We start from the raw sequence: 14,986 nt of genomic DNA, 5'->3' as shown, positions 1-14,986 counted from the left end.
TTACAATGTACGAACAGATTAAATTGCCATATGCAACAGATGCTCTCGAGCCACACATTGACAAGCTCACTGTGGAGACTCACCATGGCAAACACCATGCTACATATACAAAGACTTTTAATGAGCTGGCTGAGAAGGCTGGCAGAGGCTATTGATAAGACTTTTGGAGGACTTGATGCACTTAAGGAGCAGCTCACCACAGCAGCTACCACACAGTTTGGTTCTGGGTGGGCATGGCTTTCTACAGACAAATCGGGAAAGCTTGCAGTTTCTAAAACAGGCAATCAGGACAATCCAATTTCCGAGGGAACCGGCATGATTCCTCTTGTTGCATTGGATGTTTGGGAGCATGCATATTATCTTAAATATAAGAATCTTAGAGCAGATTACATTAAGGAATTTTTCGAAGTGCTGGACTGGAGGAAGGTCAGCGCAAGATATGAAGAGATAATAGGATAATTTTGTGCGCTAATTGTCAGAAAAATAATAGATTATGTCATATCAATAGTGGGGAAATTTTCTGTCCCCACTATTTGTGATTTTATAAAGTGGAGAGATAAATGACACGACGAGAACGGGAAATTACTGACCCAAATAAGATAGACCACATACTGAACAATTGCTTATACCTTCACCTAGGCCTGGTGGATGATGGAAAACCATATGTGGTGCCTATGAACTATGGTGTCGCAAGAGACGAGTCTGATGGACATTACATTCTTTATCTTCATAGTGGGCACACCGGCAGGAAGCTGGATATTATGAGAAAGAATCCAGAGTGCTGTTTCACAATGGAGCTTTATGCTGAGCCTTTTGAAGGCAGGATGGCATGCCAATATGGAGTAAGCTATGAATGCCTTATGGGAACCGGAAAGATTACCTTTGTGGATGACCCGGCGGAAAAAGATAAGGGACTGCAGGCTATAATGAAAACACAGACAGGTAAGGACGAGTTCACATTTGATGAACGTATGGTTTCTATAGTCACAGTTATGAAGATAGATGTGGAGGAGCTGACAGGAAAGTTCAGGCCTCTTCCAGGGCAGGAGAATGATAAATAATTATGTATGCAAAATGTTTTAAGCGATTAATAGATTTTGTATTGGCATTAGTAGGGATAGTCGTGTTGTCGCCACTTTTAGTGATACTGATAGTCTTGGGAACCATCTTCATGGGCGGCAATCCCTTCTTCACTCAGGCAAGGCCTGGATACCACGAGCGAGTTTTTAAATTAGTAAAGTTCCGCACCATGGATAACCGAAAGGATGCGTCAGGACAGCTTTTGCCAGATGAGGTGCGTTTGAACAAGTACGGCAGATTTTTACGAAGCACATCGTTAGATGAGTTACCAGAACTTTTTAATATTCTCGTGGGACATATGGCAATTATTGGCCCACGTCCGCTGCTTGTACAATATCTTCCGCTTTATAATGAGGAGCAGCGCCACCGCCATGATGTGCGCCCCGGCCTCACTGGCTACGCGCAGGCTCACGGTCGCAACAGCGTATCCTGGGAAGATAAATTCGCCATGGACGTCTGGTACACTCGTAACGTGTCCTTCGCATTAGATATTCAGATAATAATTGATACCGTAAATACGGTATTGAAGAAAGAGGGCATTAGCTCAGAAACATCGGCTACAATGGAGGCATTCACTGGAACACCTGAGGGTGTAACGAGCCAGTGGAAAGCACCTTTTTAATTAATAAACAGTTTACAAAGGAGAATAATGTCATGAGTAAAATCGACATAGTAATTACAATGGGGGGCCTCGGCTCACGTTTTAGAAAGATGGGCTACACAGTGCCTAAATACATGATTGAGGCAAAGGGCAAGACTTTGTTTGAGTGGTCACTCATCAGCTTAGAAGGCTACAAAAATGAAGTGAATCAGTATGTTTTCATCGCTATGAAGGATGAGGCAGCTGATGTTGAGGCTTTCATTAGCGGAAAATGTCAGGAGCTTGGCATCAAGAATTATCATGTAATTGTGCTTGATTATCTTACAGATGGTCAGGCTACTACAGCTATGAAGGCAGCCCAGTTCTGGGATAGAGACAATGCACTTTTAATTTACAACATTGATACATATGTAGAGGCCGGCGAGATGAATTCCGCAGAGCTTAAGGGTGATGGCTTTATCCCATGCTTCCAGGCAGAGGGAGATCACTGGAGCTTTGTAAGATTAGACGAGGCTGGCAAGGTAGTAGAAATTAAGGAAAAGCAGCGTATCTCTAATTACTGCACACTTGGTGCGTATTACTTCAAGACCTGTGGACTTTACGAGGATTTATACAACGAGTACTACAGCAAGACACAGGAGCTTGTAAACGGCGAGAAGTACGTGGCACCATTGTACGATTACCTGCTGTCAAAGGGTGGAGAAATTTACATTTCTGACATCGATCCAAAGAGAGTTCACGTACTGGGCACACCAGAGGAGCTTCAGGCATTCTTAGATGAGTAAAAGTTGGCTGGGAATATAGCAAAATCTTCCTGGGGCGCAGGCTTATTGAATCACACGGGGGTTGTGATATAATACATTAAGAAAAATTCATAATTGGAAAAGGTTTTTATATGGACAAAAAATTACTGACAATCGTAGTGCCTTGCTACAACGAGCAGGAGTCACTACCATTGTTCTATCAGGCGATTATAGATTTAGAAAAAGAGGGAAAACTTAACCCTGTAGATTTAGAGTTTGTGTTTGTAGATGATGGCTCCAGGGATAACACACTCGGCGTGTTCCGAGAGCTTTCTGCTAAGGATGACAGAGTTCACTATGTATCGTTTTCGCGTAACTTTGGTAAGGAGGCAGGTATCTATGCCGGTCTTGAAAAGTCAAAGGGTGATTACGTAGTTATCATGGATGCAGATTTGCAGGATCCACCTGCCATGCTCCCAGAGATGCTTTCTTACATCGAGTCAGGCGAGTACGAGTGCGTTGCTACACGCCGCGTAGATAGAAAGGGCGAGCCACCTATTCGTTCATGGTTTGCTAGAAAGTTCTATCGCCTCATGAATAAGATTTCTAATGCAGATATTGTTGACGGTGCCCGCGATTACCAGATGATGACCCGCAAGGTGGTTGATGCAATTCTTTCAATGAAGGAGTATAATCGATTCTCAAAGGGCATCTTCGGCTGGGTTGGATTCAAGCGCAAATGGCTGGAGTTTGAAAATGTTGAGCGTGTTGCCGGCGAGACAAAATGGTCTTTCTGGAAGCTTTTCATTTATGCGATTGATGGTATCGTAGCATTCTCCACCACACCACTCATCATGGCATCTATCTTTGGTTTGATTATGTGCCTGGTGGCATTTGTGTTTATTATAGTCATCATTGTTCGTACGTTGATTTTTGGAGATCCTACCAGTGGATGGCCATCAATGGTTTGTATAATTCTTTTGGTTTCAGGTATTCAGCTTTTATGCATGGGTATTCTTGGCGAGTATCTTGCAAAGGCATATCTTGAGACAAAGAATCGTCCTAAGTACTTAGTACAAGAAGAGAGGTAGTTTTTAGTGTACACAAAGAATATTGAAAAGTTTGAGGAAAAGGTTTTCCTTGCTACTCCTACCATGCATGGCGAGGAGCTTAAATACATTCAGGAGGCATATGACACCAACTGGATGACTACAGCAGGAACAAACATCACTGAGGTTGAGAAGCTATGTGCAGAGAAGGTCGGCGTGAAATATGCTGTTGGTCTTTCAGCAGGTACAGCATCACTTCATCTTTCAATGAAGCTAGCTGGTATCGAAGCATACGGTATGCCAGAGGTTGGCCATGGTTGCCTCGAGGGACACAAGGTTTTCTGTACAGATATGACTTTCGATGCCACAGTTAACCCTGTAGTTTACGAAGGAGGTATTCCTGTTTTCATCGACACAGAAGATGATACATGGAACATGGATCCAGTTGCTTTAAAGAAGGCATTCGAGATATATCCAGAAGTAAAGGTTGTTGTTTGTGCACACCTTTATGGTACACCTGGAAAGCTTGATGAGATTGGTGCTATCGTTAAGGAACACGGTGCTATCCTTATCGAGGATGCAGCAGAGTCTTTCGGTGCCACATACAAGGGCGCTCAGACAGGTACATTCGGTAGCTACAACACTATCTCATTTAATGGAAATAAAATCATTACTGGTTCTTCAGGTGGATGCTTCCTTACAAATTCTAAGGAGGCTGCAGATAAGGTTCGTAAGTGGTCTACACAGGCTCGCGAAGCTGCAGCATGGTATCAGCATGAGGAGCTTGGTTACAACTATAGAATGAGCAATGTAATCGCCGGAGTTATACGCGGTCAGCTTCCATATCTGGAGGAGCACATCGCACAGAAGAAGGCGATTTACGAAAGATATAAGGAAGGCTTCAAGGGACTTCCAGTTCAGATGAATCCTATGGATCTTGAGAACTCAGAGCCAAACTACTGGCTTTCATGTCTCATCATTGATGCAGATGCTATGTGTCCACAGGTTCGTGGCGAGCACGAAGCGCTCTTCACACCAGAGCATGGCAAGAGTTGTCCAACAGAGATTCTTCAGGCAATCGCCAGCATCAACTGCGAAGGTCGTCCAATCTGGAAGCCAATGCATATGCAGCCAATTTACCGTCTCAATCCATTCATCACACGTGAGGGAAATGGACGTGCAGTTACAAATGCCTACATAGCAGGCGGCGTAATGGGTAAGGATGGTAAGCTTTTAGATAGAGGCGTAGACATCTTCGAGAGAGGTCTTTGCCTACCATCTGATAACAAGATGACACCTGAGCAGCAGGATAGAATCATCGAAGTTGTTAGGGCTTGTTTTGAATAGTGTGTTATAATCAAAATGTAATATTTGTAAGCCTAGAAGGAGGATTTATGAAGAAATATATTAATAAGATTGTAGCAGGTTGTTTGTTTCTGTCTTTAGCATGTGTTGCATTCATAGCTCACCCAGTGACCGCTGAGGCTAAGGTTTATAACTATGACATCACTCAGGAGAATTTCCCTGCAGCAGATTACGCTGCACGCTATGCAGATGTAAAGGCAGCTTATGGCGATGATGCAGCAGCTCTCTATAATCACTACAAGTTCTTCGGAGTAGAAGAGGGACGTATTGTAAAGATTACTAAGGATGTGCTTGCATCACAGGTTAATGCTGAGACAGATAATATTGCTTATAAGATTTTTGCGATAGATGTTCTCGGAACTATCGTTACTGATGACATGACTGACGCTCAGAAGGTTAAGGCAGTTGAGAACTGGATGAAGACAAACATCACTTATGGCTCTTGTGGAGATACTCGCAGTTATCACATCACTGGTCCTATGACAAATCAGCCTACAATGGATGAAGGTTATGCAGAGACTTTTGAGTTTTTCATGGATGCCCTTGGCATTCAGGCTATCACCAATAGTGATTTGAAGTCCAATAAAGTCGAGGTTGATGGTGTGTGGTACAATGTGAATATTCCTGCTGGTGTATTGTACTAAGAGATTGTTTATTATTTGATTTGAAGAATTGATTTTGGATTATGAGCCTGTGGCGCCTGCCGCAGGCTTTTTTATTGTATTGAGGAAAAGCTTTTAAAAATGTTATAATAACTTGTATTTAACATTTGACAAATCAATATTCAAAAAAGGAATGAATCCAAATATTATGACTAAAAAACTTTCAGTAGTTGTATCTGTATATAATGAGGAGCTTGGGCTCAGACAGTTCTACGAACACACCACTCCTATTCTAAAAGAAGTATCACAGCGCACCGGCTGGGATTATGAGCTAATTTTCGTAAATGATGGAAGCCGTGATGGAAGCTTGGATTTGCTTAGAGAATTTGCAAGCCAGGATGAAAAGGTTGCGGTTATTAATTTTGCTGCAAACCGTGGTCACGAGGCGGCCATGATTGCCGGAATCGACTATTCTACAGGCGATGGCGTGGTTTGCATGGATGCAGATTTGCAGCATCCACCAGAGTCAATCCCAGCAATCGTGGAAAAGTTTAATCAGGGATATGATGTCGTTTCCATGATTCGTACTTCTAGAGCAGATGCTGGCATCTTTAAGAGAATCACCTCGGCTGCATTCTACAAAGTGATGAATGCTATGGCAGGTAAGACAAAGTTCGAAAATAATTCGTCAGATTTCTTTGCTATTTCACGTCGCGTGGCTTTAGTGCTTAAGCAGGATTATCGCGAGCGTGTAAGATTCTTAAGAGGCTATGTGCAGAATGTTGGCTTTAAAAAGACTACACTTGAATTCGAGGCAAGTGCCCGCGTGGCAGGTGAGAGCAATTACAATCTTAGAGCTCTTGTGAAGCTTTCCCTTAACGCTATCTGCAATTTCTCAGATGTGCCATTGAAAATGGGAATTTATGCCGGAGTCTTTTCACTTGTTTTGGCCTTCATTTTGATAATCTATTCTATCGTGCAGTATTTCCTTGGCACAGCGCCTAGCGGTTACTCTACACTTATCGTAGCCCTCTGCTTTATGTTCGGAGTCCTTTTCATAATTTTGGGATTTATATCCGAATATTTGGCTATAATTTTTGCAGAAGTTAAGAATAGACCAATCTATATAGTTGATAGTATAATTACAAAAGACGGGGAAGAATATAAGTAACTTGCAAATAGCACAGGTGGGGTTGAGTTATGCTTAGTACAAAAAACAGAATAGTTAACGAACGATTTTATGATGCTTATATACTTTTCGATGACATGCTTGCGCAAAGATTTAAGCTTGAAGAAGGCGGTGTTGCAAAGTATATGGCAAAAATGAAGGAATGTTACACCGAGGCAAGGGAGCATATCCCTGAGTGGGATGACACTTTTAAACGCCTACAGCATCTTCAGGCAAGATTTAATTCCTTGAAGGATGGAAAGGTTGCCTTCGAGCATTTTCAAGGAAAAGATGAAGATGTGGTATGGATGTCTGTTTTTAAAGAGAAAATGGATGCGGAAGCAGATGTTCTGTCAAAGTATTCAAAAATCGATTTTACAAAAAAGAAAAAGAATGAAGGTTTCTTTGGAAAGCTTTTAGGACTATTCAAATAAAGAAGATTGATTTATCAAGAGGTGCACATTATGTGCGCCTCTTTTGTTATTTAGACTAGTGTGGTATAATTTACAGGATTATGGGTGCCTAGGCACTTTTATACAATAGGAGAGATTATTTTGAAAATTCTAGTTACCGGTGCAGCCGGTTTTGTAGGAAAAAATCTTGTGGAAACACTTAAATGCGCTTCCGATGGTCGAGATAAGTTCCACTCGCTTGGCGAGGCTCTCACTATCTATGAGTATGACAGAGATTCCACTCCTGAGGAATTAGACCTGTACTGCAGTGATTGTGATTTTGTTTTCAATCTGGCAGGGGTCAATCGTCCTAAAGACAATAGTGAATTTATGGAAGGAAATTTTGGTTTTGCCAGTACCCTTCTTGATACCTTAAAAAAGCATAACAATACCTGTCCGGTGATGCTCTCATCATCTATTCAGGCAACACTTTTAGGCAGATATGCAGGCAGCGATTATGGCGCTAGCAAGCTTGCTGGTGAAGAGCTGTTTTTCAAGTACAGCTACGAGACAGGAGCTAAGGTTTTGGTTTATCGCTTCCCAAATCTTTTTGGAAAATGGTGCAGACCTAATTACAATTCTGCGGTGGCTACTTTCTGCAATAACAAGGCTAATGGCTTGGAGATTACAGTGAATGATCCATCCACAGAGCTTACACTTGTTTACATCGATGATTTGGTAAATGAGATGTTTGCAGCCCTTCGAGGCGAGGAGCATCGCTGTGATTATGATGAGGAAGGAAATGTGGTCCCTGATACAGCTGGTAAGTATGCATATGTGCCAGTGACACACACTGTTACACTAGGTGAGATTGTGGAGCTTTTAGATAGCTTTGTGGAGCAGCCAAACACACTTATGATGCCTGATATTCCAAAGGGTAGCTTTGCAAAGAAGCTTTACAGCACATATCTTAGCTATCTGCCAAAGGATAAAGCGATATTTGATTTAAAGATGAACTGCGACCAGCGAGGTTCGTTTACCGAATTGCTCAAGACTGCAGAGCATGGTCAGTTCTCAGTGAATGTCAGCAAGCCTGGCATTACAAAGGGTCAGCATTGGCACCATACAAAATGGGAGTTTTTCATCGTGGTTTCCGGTCATGGAAAGATTCAGCAGCGCCGTGTAGGTGTTGATGAAAATGGAAATCCATTCCCAGTTATTGAGTATGAGGTTAGCGGAGAGAAGATTCAGGCTATTCACATGCTTCCAGGCTATGCACACAACATTATAAATCTATCTGATACACAGGATCTCGTTACTCTTATGTGGGCTAATGAGCTTTTGGAGCAGGATAGACCAGATACATATCGTGAAGAGGTATAACATGTTCAAAAATAATGGAAAATTAAAATTATTAATTATCGTAGGAACTCGCCCTGAGATTATTCGTCTTGCAGCAGTTATCAAGAAATGCCGCAAGTATTTCGATTGTGTTCTTGCACACACAGGTCAGAACTACGACTACAATCTTAATGGAGTATTCTTCAAGGATCTTCAGCTTGACGACCCAGAGGTTTACATGGACGCCGTTGGCGACAACCTTGGTCAGACAGTAGGAAATATCATCGCAAAGTCATACGAGCTTATGGTGGAGATTCAGCCAGATGCTCTTTTGATTCTAGGCGATACAAACTCATGCCTTTCAGCTATCGCTGCAAAGCGTCTTCACATCCCAATCTTCCACATGGAAGCTGGAAACAGATGTAAAGATGAGTGCCTCCCTGAGGAGACAAATCGCCGTATAGTAGATATTATTTCGGATGTAAATATGGCATACTCTGAGCACGCTCGCCGCTACCTGGCAGACTGCGGTCTTCCAAAGGAGCGCACATATGTGACTGGATCACCTATGGCAGAAGTGCTTCATGAGAATTTAGAGGCTATCGAGGCTTCTGATGTTCTTACAAAGCTCGGACTTGAGCCAAAGAAGTACATCCTTCTTTCAGCTCACCGCGAGGAGAACATCGATACAGAAAAGAATTTCACATCGCTTTTCACAGCAATCAACAAGCTTGCTGAAAAATATGACATGCCAATTTTATACAGCTGTCACCCACGTTCAAGAAAGCGTCTCGAGGCTACAGGCTTCAAGCTTGACCCACGAGTTCGCATGCACGAGCCACTTGGCTTCCACGATTACAATCATCTCCAGATGAATGCCTTCGCGGTTGTTTCAGACTCAGGTACACTTCCAGAGGAATCAAGCTTCTTTACAAGCATTGGAAAGCCATTCCCTGCAGTGTGCATCCGCACATCTACCGAACGTCCAGAAGCACTTGATAAGGCTTGCTTCTTCATCGCTGGTATCGATGAGGCATCACTTCTTCAGGCAGTAACAACTGCTATAGATATGAATGAGGCTGGTGATTACGGTATCCCAGTTCCTGATTATGTTGAGGAGAATGTGTCAACTAAGGTTGTTAAAATTATCCAGTCTTACACTGGTATTGTGAATAAAATGGTTTGGAGAAAGGAAGTTTAAAAATGAACTGCGATTTATTCAAAGATAAAACCCTTATGATTACAGGAGGTACAGGTTCTTTTGGTTCTACTGTACTCAAGCACTTTTTGGATTCTGATTTAAAGGAAATCCGTATTTTCTCACGTGATGAGAAGAAGCAGGATGATATGAGACATCAGCTTCAGGCAGAGCATCCAGAGTATGCTTCAAAGGTAAAGTTCTACATTGGTAACGTCCGCGATATGCGCTCTGTTCAGGATGCTATGCCAGGCGTAGATTTCATTTTCCATGCAGCAGCACTTAAGCAGGTTCCATCTTGTGAGTTCTTCCCAATGGAAGCTGTTCGTACAAACGTAGAGGGTACTGATAATGTACTTCACGCAGCTGTAGAGGCTGGCGTTCAGCGAGTTGTTTGTCTTTCAACAGATAAGGCAGCTTACCCAATCAACGCAATGGGTATTTCAAAGGCTATGATGGAAAAGGTTATTGGTGCTAACGCTCGTGTAGCTGCAGGCCGCACAACAATCTGTACAACACGTTACGGTAACGTTATGTGCTCTCGTGGTTCCGTTATTCCTCTTTTCATCGACCAGATTAAGGCAGGAAACCCTATCACAATCACAGATCCTAACATGACTCGTTTCCTTATGAACCTTGATGAGGCAGTTGCACTTGTTATGTTCGCATTCGAGCATGGCGAGCCAGGTGATCTTTTCGTTCAGAAGTCTGATGCTTCTACAATCGGAGACCTTGCAAAGGCTGTTCAGCAGCTCTTCGGAGATACAGGTACAAAGATTATCGGTACTCGTCACGGCGAGAAGCTCTTCGAGACACTTATGACAAACGAGGAGTGTGTTCGTTCGGTAGATATGGGCGATTACTATCGTGTTCTTCCAGATGGTCGTGATCTTAACTACGACAAGTTCTTCGTTGATGGTCAGGTTCAGACAATGGCATCAGATGCTTACACATCACACAACACAAAGAGACTTGATGTACAGGGCACTGTAGACAAGATTATGACTACAGACTATGTTCGTGAGATGTTGGCAAACTGGGGGAAGTAAATGAAAAAAGAAAATATTAAATGGTTCATCATTTTACACATTATTATTGTCATTATTTCTGCCAGCAGTATTATTGCTAAGGCAGCAGGCAAGTATCCATTCCTTAGTTTTAAGTGGATTCTTCTTTATGGTTGTGTTGTTGCTATTCTTGGATTTTACGCCATCGCATGGCAGCAGGTAATCAAGCATCTTCCTCTTATCGTGGCATACGCCAACAAAGCGGTTACCACAATCTGGGGACTTGTTTGGGGATTAATGATAACCCATGAGCAGATTACTTTCCAGAAGATTCTTGGCGCAGCGATTGTAATCGTCGGAGTATACTTTGTAGTTTCTGGCGACGAAGATGTGTCAGGTAAATCTGAGGAAAAGATTGAGGAGGTAAAGAATAATGCTTAAGTACGCACTTGTTATGCTTACAGGCACATTCATTGCTTCCTGTTCGCAGATTATTTTAAAGAAGGCAGCTGAGAAGGAATATCCTAGCAAGATTGCTGAGTACATGAACCCAATGGTTATCGGTGCATATTTCTTCTTCTTCGGTGCATCACTTTGTTCAGTACTTGGCTACAAGGTGGTTCCACTTTCAATCGGACCAATTCTTGAGGCAACAGGTTACGTTTGGGTAGCTATCCTTGGAAAGATTTTCCTTAGCGAGAAGATTAGCAAGAAGAAGGCATTGGGTCTTGTTATAATAATTGTAGGTATTGTTGTCGCTGCAATGGGAGCATAAGCTCCAGTAGATGAGGTGATAGTATGAAAAGTATCGCAATTATGGGTGCCAGCGGGCACTGTAAAGTACTTGCAGACATGGCGCTTCTAAATGGTTATGATGACATTGTTTTCATCGACAAGAATCCAGAAATCGACATGCTTGCTGAATATCCAGTGGCAGATGAGGACACCGATTTAGATTATTATATTGAGCATCATTACGATTTTATCGTAGGTATCGGTGATGGCAAAATCAGACGAAAAGTTCAGGAGATGCTTGAGGAGAGAGGCGCTGATATTGTAAGCCTCATTCATCCATCAGCTGTAGTTGCCTATGATGTGAAAATTGGTGAGGGCACAGCAGTTATGGCTGGCGCAGTCATCAATCCAAGCACGGTAATTGGAAAAGGCTGCATCATCAACACATCAGCTTCTGTAGATCACGACAATATGATTGGAGACTATGTTCATGTTTCTGTAGGTGCTCACACAGCAGGCACAGTAACAGTAGGTGATAACAGCTGGCTGGGCATCGGCACCATTGTCAGCAACAATATTGACATCTGCGCTGACGCATTCATTTGCGCAGGCGGAGTAGTAGTGAAGAAGCTCACAAAGCCTGGCAAGTACGCAGGTGTACCAGCTAGGTTTGTGCCGATATAAAAAAGAATATGAATTTGGCAGGACAGAGTCCTGCCTTTTTTATTAATAAAAAAGCCAGAATGATTTTTATAATCATTCTGGCTAAATTTTTTATGATAATGCCTGCTTAATATCTGCAATCAAATCAGCTGAGTCTTCAAGACCACAAGATACTCTGATAAGTCCTGCTGGGATACCAGCTGCCTCAAGCTGCTCATCTGTCATCTGACGATGTGTAGATGTTGCTGGGTTTAAGCAGCAGCTTCTAGCATCAGCTACATGAGTCTCAATAGCGATAAGCTTAAGCTTCTTCATAAAGCTCTCAGCAGCTTTTCTGCCACCCTCAAGCTCGAATGAAACTACACCACAACCTCCCTTTGGAAGATACTTCTGTGCAATCTCATAATACTCATCACCCTCAAGTCCAGGATATGTAACCTTCTTAACCTCTGGCTGCTCAGACAAGAACTTAGCAACTGCTAGTCCATTCTCAACGTGACGTGGCATACGTACATGAAGTGACTCAAGACCAAGATTTAAAAGGAAAGCATTCTGAGGTGATTGGATACATCCAAAGTCTCTCATAAGCTGAGCTGTACACTTTGTGATAAAAGCACCTTCCTTGCCAAACTTCTCAGCGTATGTGATGCCGTGGTAGCTGTCATCTGGAGTACAAAGACCTGGGAACTTATCAGCGTGAGCCATCCAGTCAAACTTTCCAGAATCAACGATACAACCACCTACCGCTGCGCCGTGTCCATCCATGTACTTTGTAGTAGAGTGTGTAACAATATCTGCGCCCCATTCGATTGGACGACAATTAACTGGTGTTGGGAATGTGTTATCTACGATAAGTGGAACACCATGAGAGTGAGCTGCCTTGGCAAATTTCTCAATGTCTAAAACTGTAAGAGCTGGGTTTGCGATAGTCTCACCAAATACGGCACGAGTGTTGTCCTGGAAAGCAGCATTAAGCTCTTCCTCAGTAGCTTTTGGAGAAACGAATGTCACATCTACTCCCATTTTCTTCATAGTAACAGCGATAAGATTGAAAGTACCACCATAGATTGATGAAGATGCTACGATGTGGCTACCGCACTCGCAGATATTGAAAAGTGCAAAGAAATTTGCTGCCTGACCAGATGACGTAAGCATTGCTGCTACACCACCCTCGAGTTCTGCAATCTTTGCAGCTACATAATCATTTGTAGGGTTCTGAAGACGTGTGTAGAAATATCCACTAGCCTCTAAATCGAAAAGCTTGCCCATGTCTTCACTTGTATCATATTTGAATGTTGTAGACTGAACGATAGGAATCTGACGAGGCTCGCCATTTCCTGGAGTATATCCAGCCTGCACACATTTAGTTCCAATTCCATTACTCATCCTAAAAATCCTCCTTTACGAACTTCTTATACTTTAGCACAATAAAGAGCTGATTTCTATGGGAAAAGTTACATTTCCAAGTCATGATTTGGTATTATATAAATATTAGATATAAGAAGGGATATAGTACATGCTTTTCAATTCATATATATTCATTTTTCTATTTTTGCCAATCTGCATAATCGGGTATTTTCTTATCAATAAAACAGGAAAATATCGTTTGGGGCATGCCTTTTTGTTGGGAATGTCCTTGTGGTTCTATGGCTATTTTAATCCAGCCTATCTGCTAATTATTATCGCAAGCGTATGTATCAATTACACATTTTACACGCTTATGAAACGCATGCAAAAGCAGACCATGCTTGAAGCAGTTACTGAAAATGACGAGCTTGAGAATATGGCCAGCGCTTCTATTGGTCGATTAAAAAAGTGCAAGCCGGTTATGATATTGGCGGTCGTTGTAAATCTTGGTATTATCGGTTATTTCAAGTACATGGATTTCTTCATTGAAAACGTGAATGCCATCGCAAAGACTGACTGGCCACTTATGCACATTGTGCTTCCACTTGGCATTAGTTTTTTCACATTTCAACAGATTTCCTTCGTGGTGGACACCTACAGAGGTGAGGTGCCAACCTACGATTTCCTGACATATGCATGTTATGTTACATTCTTCCCACAGTTGGTTGCCGGACCTATCGTCACACACGACGAGATGATTCCACAGCTGATGAATCTAGCTAAGAAGCGCGTGGACTGGAACAATATGGCCATGGGATTTTACATGTTTGCCATGGGTCTTGCGAAGAAGATTTTGATTGCTGATGTTTTCGGTGTGGCTGTTAATTGGGGCTATGAGAATGTGCCTGAGCTGAAGGCTACAAATGCCATTCTTATTGCTATCGCTTATTACTTCCAGATTTACTTTGATTTTAGTGGTTACTGCGATATGGCTATTGGACTTGGTAAGATGCTAAACATCGACCTTCCAGTAAACTTCGACAGTCCATACAAATCACTGTCTATTGCTGAGTTTTGGAAGAGATGGCACAAGACTCTTACAAGATTTTTTACCCGCTACGTATACATTCCACTTGGTGGAAATCGTAAGGGAAAAGTGCTTACACTTGTGAATATCTTCATCGTATTTTTCTTGAGTGGATTGTGGCATGGTGCTGCATGGACCTTTGTGCTCTGGGGTGTGATGAACGGAATCTTTGTCATCATCAACAGAATCTTTAAGAAGCAGTTTGACGCTATGCACCCAGCCCTTGGTTGGATTATCACACAGACATTTACCTGTCTTGCTTGGGTATTCTTTAGAGCAGAGACTATCAGTGATGCCGTGGAGGTTATCAAGCAGATGCTTTATGTGGATTTCACAAATATCGATGTGAATATCCTCTATGCATTCCAGACATCACCGTTGAAATACTTATTGGATGGTACGCCAGTGACCCACTCATTGCCATTTATTTATGTGGGCATTTATTATTTCCTTGCGTTGATACTTGTGCTTGGCTTTAGAAATTCTCATGAGAGAATGATGATGTTTAAGCCAAACGTAAAGAATATGCTTTGGACTGCGGTATTGTTGGCGGCAAGCGTGCTATCCTTCAGTGGAATAAGTACATTTTTATATTTTAATTTTTAGGA

The 14,986-nt window shown here is 42.3% G+C and carries 16 protein-coding genes and 1 pseudogene; 16 read left to right on the top strand and 1 reads right to left on the bottom strand.

The window, feature by feature from the left end; translation table 11 throughout:
- Positions 1-5 precede the first annotated feature (5 nt).
- From BMZ41_RS12730 to BMZ41_RS12660, 15 genes and pseudogenes are all read left to right on the top strand, one after another.
- A pseudogene (locus tag BMZ41_RS12730) lies at positions 6-459 on the top strand (superoxide dismutase).
- A 101-nt stretch (positions 460-560) separates the two neighbouring features.
- Positions 561-1,061, top strand: coding sequence for a pyridoxamine 5'-phosphate oxidase family protein (locus tag BMZ41_RS12725; protein WP_090166873.1), 501 nt, complete (start codon positions 561-563; stop codon positions 1,059-1,061).
- A gap of 2 nt (positions 1,062-1,063) precedes the next feature.
- Positions 1,064-1,702 (top strand): sugar transferase, encoded by a 639-nt coding sequence (locus BMZ41_RS12720; protein ID WP_090166871.1) that lies wholly within the window; start codon positions 1,064-1,066, stop codon positions 1,700-1,702.
- Between the two features lie 32 nt (positions 1,703-1,734).
- A complete protein-coding gene (locus BMZ41_RS12715) occupies positions 1,735-2,466 on the top strand; it encodes a glycosyltransferase family 2 protein (protein ID WP_090166869.1) in 732 nt (243 codons plus the stop codon).
- Positions 2,467-2,576: 110 nt separating this feature from the next.
- Complete coding sequence (locus tag BMZ41_RS12710) at positions 2,577-3,515, top strand: glycosyltransferase family 2 protein (protein ID WP_090530197.1); 939 nt, start codon at positions 2,577-2,579, stop codon at positions 3,513-3,515.
- Positions 3,516-3,578: 63 nt separating this feature from the next.
- Positions 3,579-4,820, top strand: coding sequence for a DegT/DnrJ/EryC1/StrS family aminotransferase (locus tag BMZ41_RS12705; RefSeq protein WP_242942067.1), 1,242 nt, complete (start codon positions 3,579-3,581; stop codon positions 4,818-4,820).
- A 47-nt stretch (positions 4,821-4,867) separates the two neighbouring features.
- Entirely contained in the window at positions 4,868-5,482 is a 615-nt protein-coding gene (locus BMZ41_RS12700; RefSeq protein ID WP_090530194.1) for a hypothetical protein, read from the top strand.
- 166 nt (positions 5,483-5,648) lie between these two features.
- Positions 5,649-6,611: a glycosyltransferase family 2 protein gene (locus BMZ41_RS12695; RefSeq protein ID WP_090167123.1), complete on the top strand. Its 963-nt coding sequence runs from the start codon at positions 5,649-5,651 to the stop codon at positions 6,609-6,611.
- A 29-nt stretch (positions 6,612-6,640) separates the two neighbouring features.
- Positions 6,641-7,042, top strand: a complete 402-nt coding sequence (locus BMZ41_RS12690; protein ID WP_090166863.1) for a DUF6548 family protein — start codon at positions 6,641-6,643, stop codon at positions 7,040-7,042.
- Positions 7,043-7,162: 120 nt separating this feature from the next.
- A complete protein-coding gene (locus BMZ41_RS12685) occupies positions 7,163-8,383 on the top strand; it encodes a polysaccharide biosynthesis C-terminal domain-containing protein (protein WP_090530191.1) in 1,221 nt (406 codons plus the stop codon).
- 1 nt (position 8,384) lies between these two features.
- Positions 8,385-9,542 carry a non-hydrolyzing UDP-N-acetylglucosamine 2-epimerase gene (gene wecB / locus BMZ41_RS12680; RefSeq protein WP_090166859.1) on the top strand — a complete coding sequence of 386 codons (1,158 nt, stop codon included), beginning with the start codon at positions 8,385-8,387 and terminating at the stop codon, positions 9,540-9,542.
- A 2-nt stretch (positions 9,543-9,544) separates the two neighbouring features.
- A complete protein-coding gene (locus BMZ41_RS12675; RefSeq protein WP_090530187.1) occupies positions 9,545-10,588 on the top strand; it encodes a polysaccharide biosynthesis protein in 1,044 nt (347 codons plus the stop codon).
- Positions 10,589-10,987 carry a DMT family transporter gene (locus BMZ41_RS12670; protein ID WP_090166855.1) on the top strand — a complete coding sequence of 133 codons (399 nt, stop codon included), beginning with the start codon at positions 10,589-10,591 and terminating at the stop codon, positions 10,985-10,987.
- Entirely contained in the window at positions 10,980-11,321 is a 342-nt protein-coding gene (locus BMZ41_RS12665) for an EamA family transporter (RefSeq protein ID WP_090530184.1), read from the top strand. Before BMZ41_RS12670 ends, BMZ41_RS12665 begins: the two co-directional genes overlap by 8 nt.
- 23 nt (positions 11,322-11,344) lie before the next feature.
- Positions 11,345-11,965: an acetyltransferase gene (locus BMZ41_RS12660; protein WP_090530182.1), complete on the top strand. Its 621-nt coding sequence runs from the start codon at positions 11,345-11,347 to the stop codon at positions 11,963-11,965.
- A gap of 90 nt (positions 11,966-12,055) precedes the next feature.
- On the opposite strand, the gene BMZ41_RS12655 is transcribed toward BMZ41_RS12660, so the two are convergent.
- Entirely contained in the window at positions 12,056-13,330 is a 1,275-nt protein-coding gene (locus BMZ41_RS12655) for an O-acetylhomoserine aminocarboxypropyltransferase/cysteine synthase family protein (protein WP_090530175.1), read from the bottom strand.
- Between the two features lie 130 nt (positions 13,331-13,460).
- On the opposite strand from BMZ41_RS12655, the gene BMZ41_RS12650 reads away from it, so the two are divergent.
- Positions 13,461-14,984: an MBOAT family O-acyltransferase gene (locus BMZ41_RS12650; RefSeq protein ID WP_090530172.1), complete on the top strand. Its 1,524-nt coding sequence runs from the start codon at positions 13,461-13,463 to the stop codon at positions 14,982-14,984.
- The last annotated feature ends 2 nt before the right edge of the window (positions 14,985-14,986 follow it).

This window comes from Pseudobutyrivibrio sp. UC1225, from assembly GCF_900115215.1.
Lineage (GTDB): Bacteria > Bacillota > Clostridia > Lachnospirales > Lachnospiraceae > Pseudobutyrivibrio.
This window is presented reverse-complemented; position numbering and strand designations above follow the sequence as displayed.

Excerpts from the sequence above, each read along its gene's own strand:
- BMZ41_RS12665 (WP_090530184.1), top strand. The coding sequence starts at position 10,980 with ATGCTTAAGTACGCACTTGTTATGCTTACAGGCACATTCATTGCTTCC.
- BMZ41_RS12695 (WP_090167123.1), top strand. The coding sequence starts at position 5,649 with ATGACTAAAAAACTTTCAGTAGTTGTATCTGTATATAATGAGGAGCTT.
- BMZ41_RS12725 (WP_090166873.1), top strand. The coding sequence starts at position 561 with ATGACACGACGAGAACGGGAAATTACTGACCCAAATAAGATAGACCAC.
- BMZ41_RS12675 (WP_090530187.1), top strand. The coding sequence starts at position 9,545 with ATGAACTGCGATTTATTCAAAGATAAAACCCTTATGATTACAGGAGGT.
- BMZ41_RS12655 (WP_090530175.1), bottom strand. The coding sequence starts at position 13,330 with ATGAGTAATGGAATTGGAACTAAATGTGTGCAGGCTGGATATACTCCA.
- BMZ41_RS12710 (WP_090530197.1), top strand. The coding sequence starts at position 2,577 with ATGGACAAAAAATTACTGACAATCGTAGTGCCTTGCTACAACGAGCAG.
- BMZ41_RS12650 (WP_090530172.1), top strand. The coding sequence starts at position 13,461 with ATGCTTTTCAATTCATATATATTCATTTTTCTATTTTTGCCAATCTGC.
- BMZ41_RS12720 (WP_090166871.1), top strand. The coding sequence starts at position 1,064 with ATGTATGCAAAATGTTTTAAGCGATTAATAGATTTTGTATTGGCATTA.
- wecB (WP_090166859.1), top strand. The coding sequence starts at position 8,385 with ATGTTCAAAAATAATGGAAAATTAAAATTATTAATTATCGTAGGAACT.
- BMZ41_RS12715 (WP_090166869.1), top strand. The coding sequence starts at position 1,735 with ATGAGTAAAATCGACATAGTAATTACAATGGGGGGCCTCGGCTCACGT.
- BMZ41_RS12670 (WP_090166855.1), top strand. The coding sequence starts at position 10,589 with ATGAAAAAAGAAAATATTAAATGGTTCATCATTTTACACATTATTATT.
- BMZ41_RS12660 (WP_090530182.1), top strand. The coding sequence starts at position 11,345 with ATGAAAAGTATCGCAATTATGGGTGCCAGCGGGCACTGTAAAGTACTT.
- BMZ41_RS12700 (WP_090530194.1), top strand. The coding sequence starts at position 4,868 with ATGAAGAAATATATTAATAAGATTGTAGCAGGTTGTTTGTTTCTGTCT.
- BMZ41_RS12690 (WP_090166863.1), top strand. The coding sequence starts at position 6,641 with ATGCTTAGTACAAAAAACAGAATAGTTAACGAACGATTTTATGATGCT.
- BMZ41_RS12705 (WP_242942067.1), top strand. The coding sequence starts at position 3,579 with ATGCATGGCGAGGAGCTTAAATACATTCAGGAGGCATATGACACCAAC.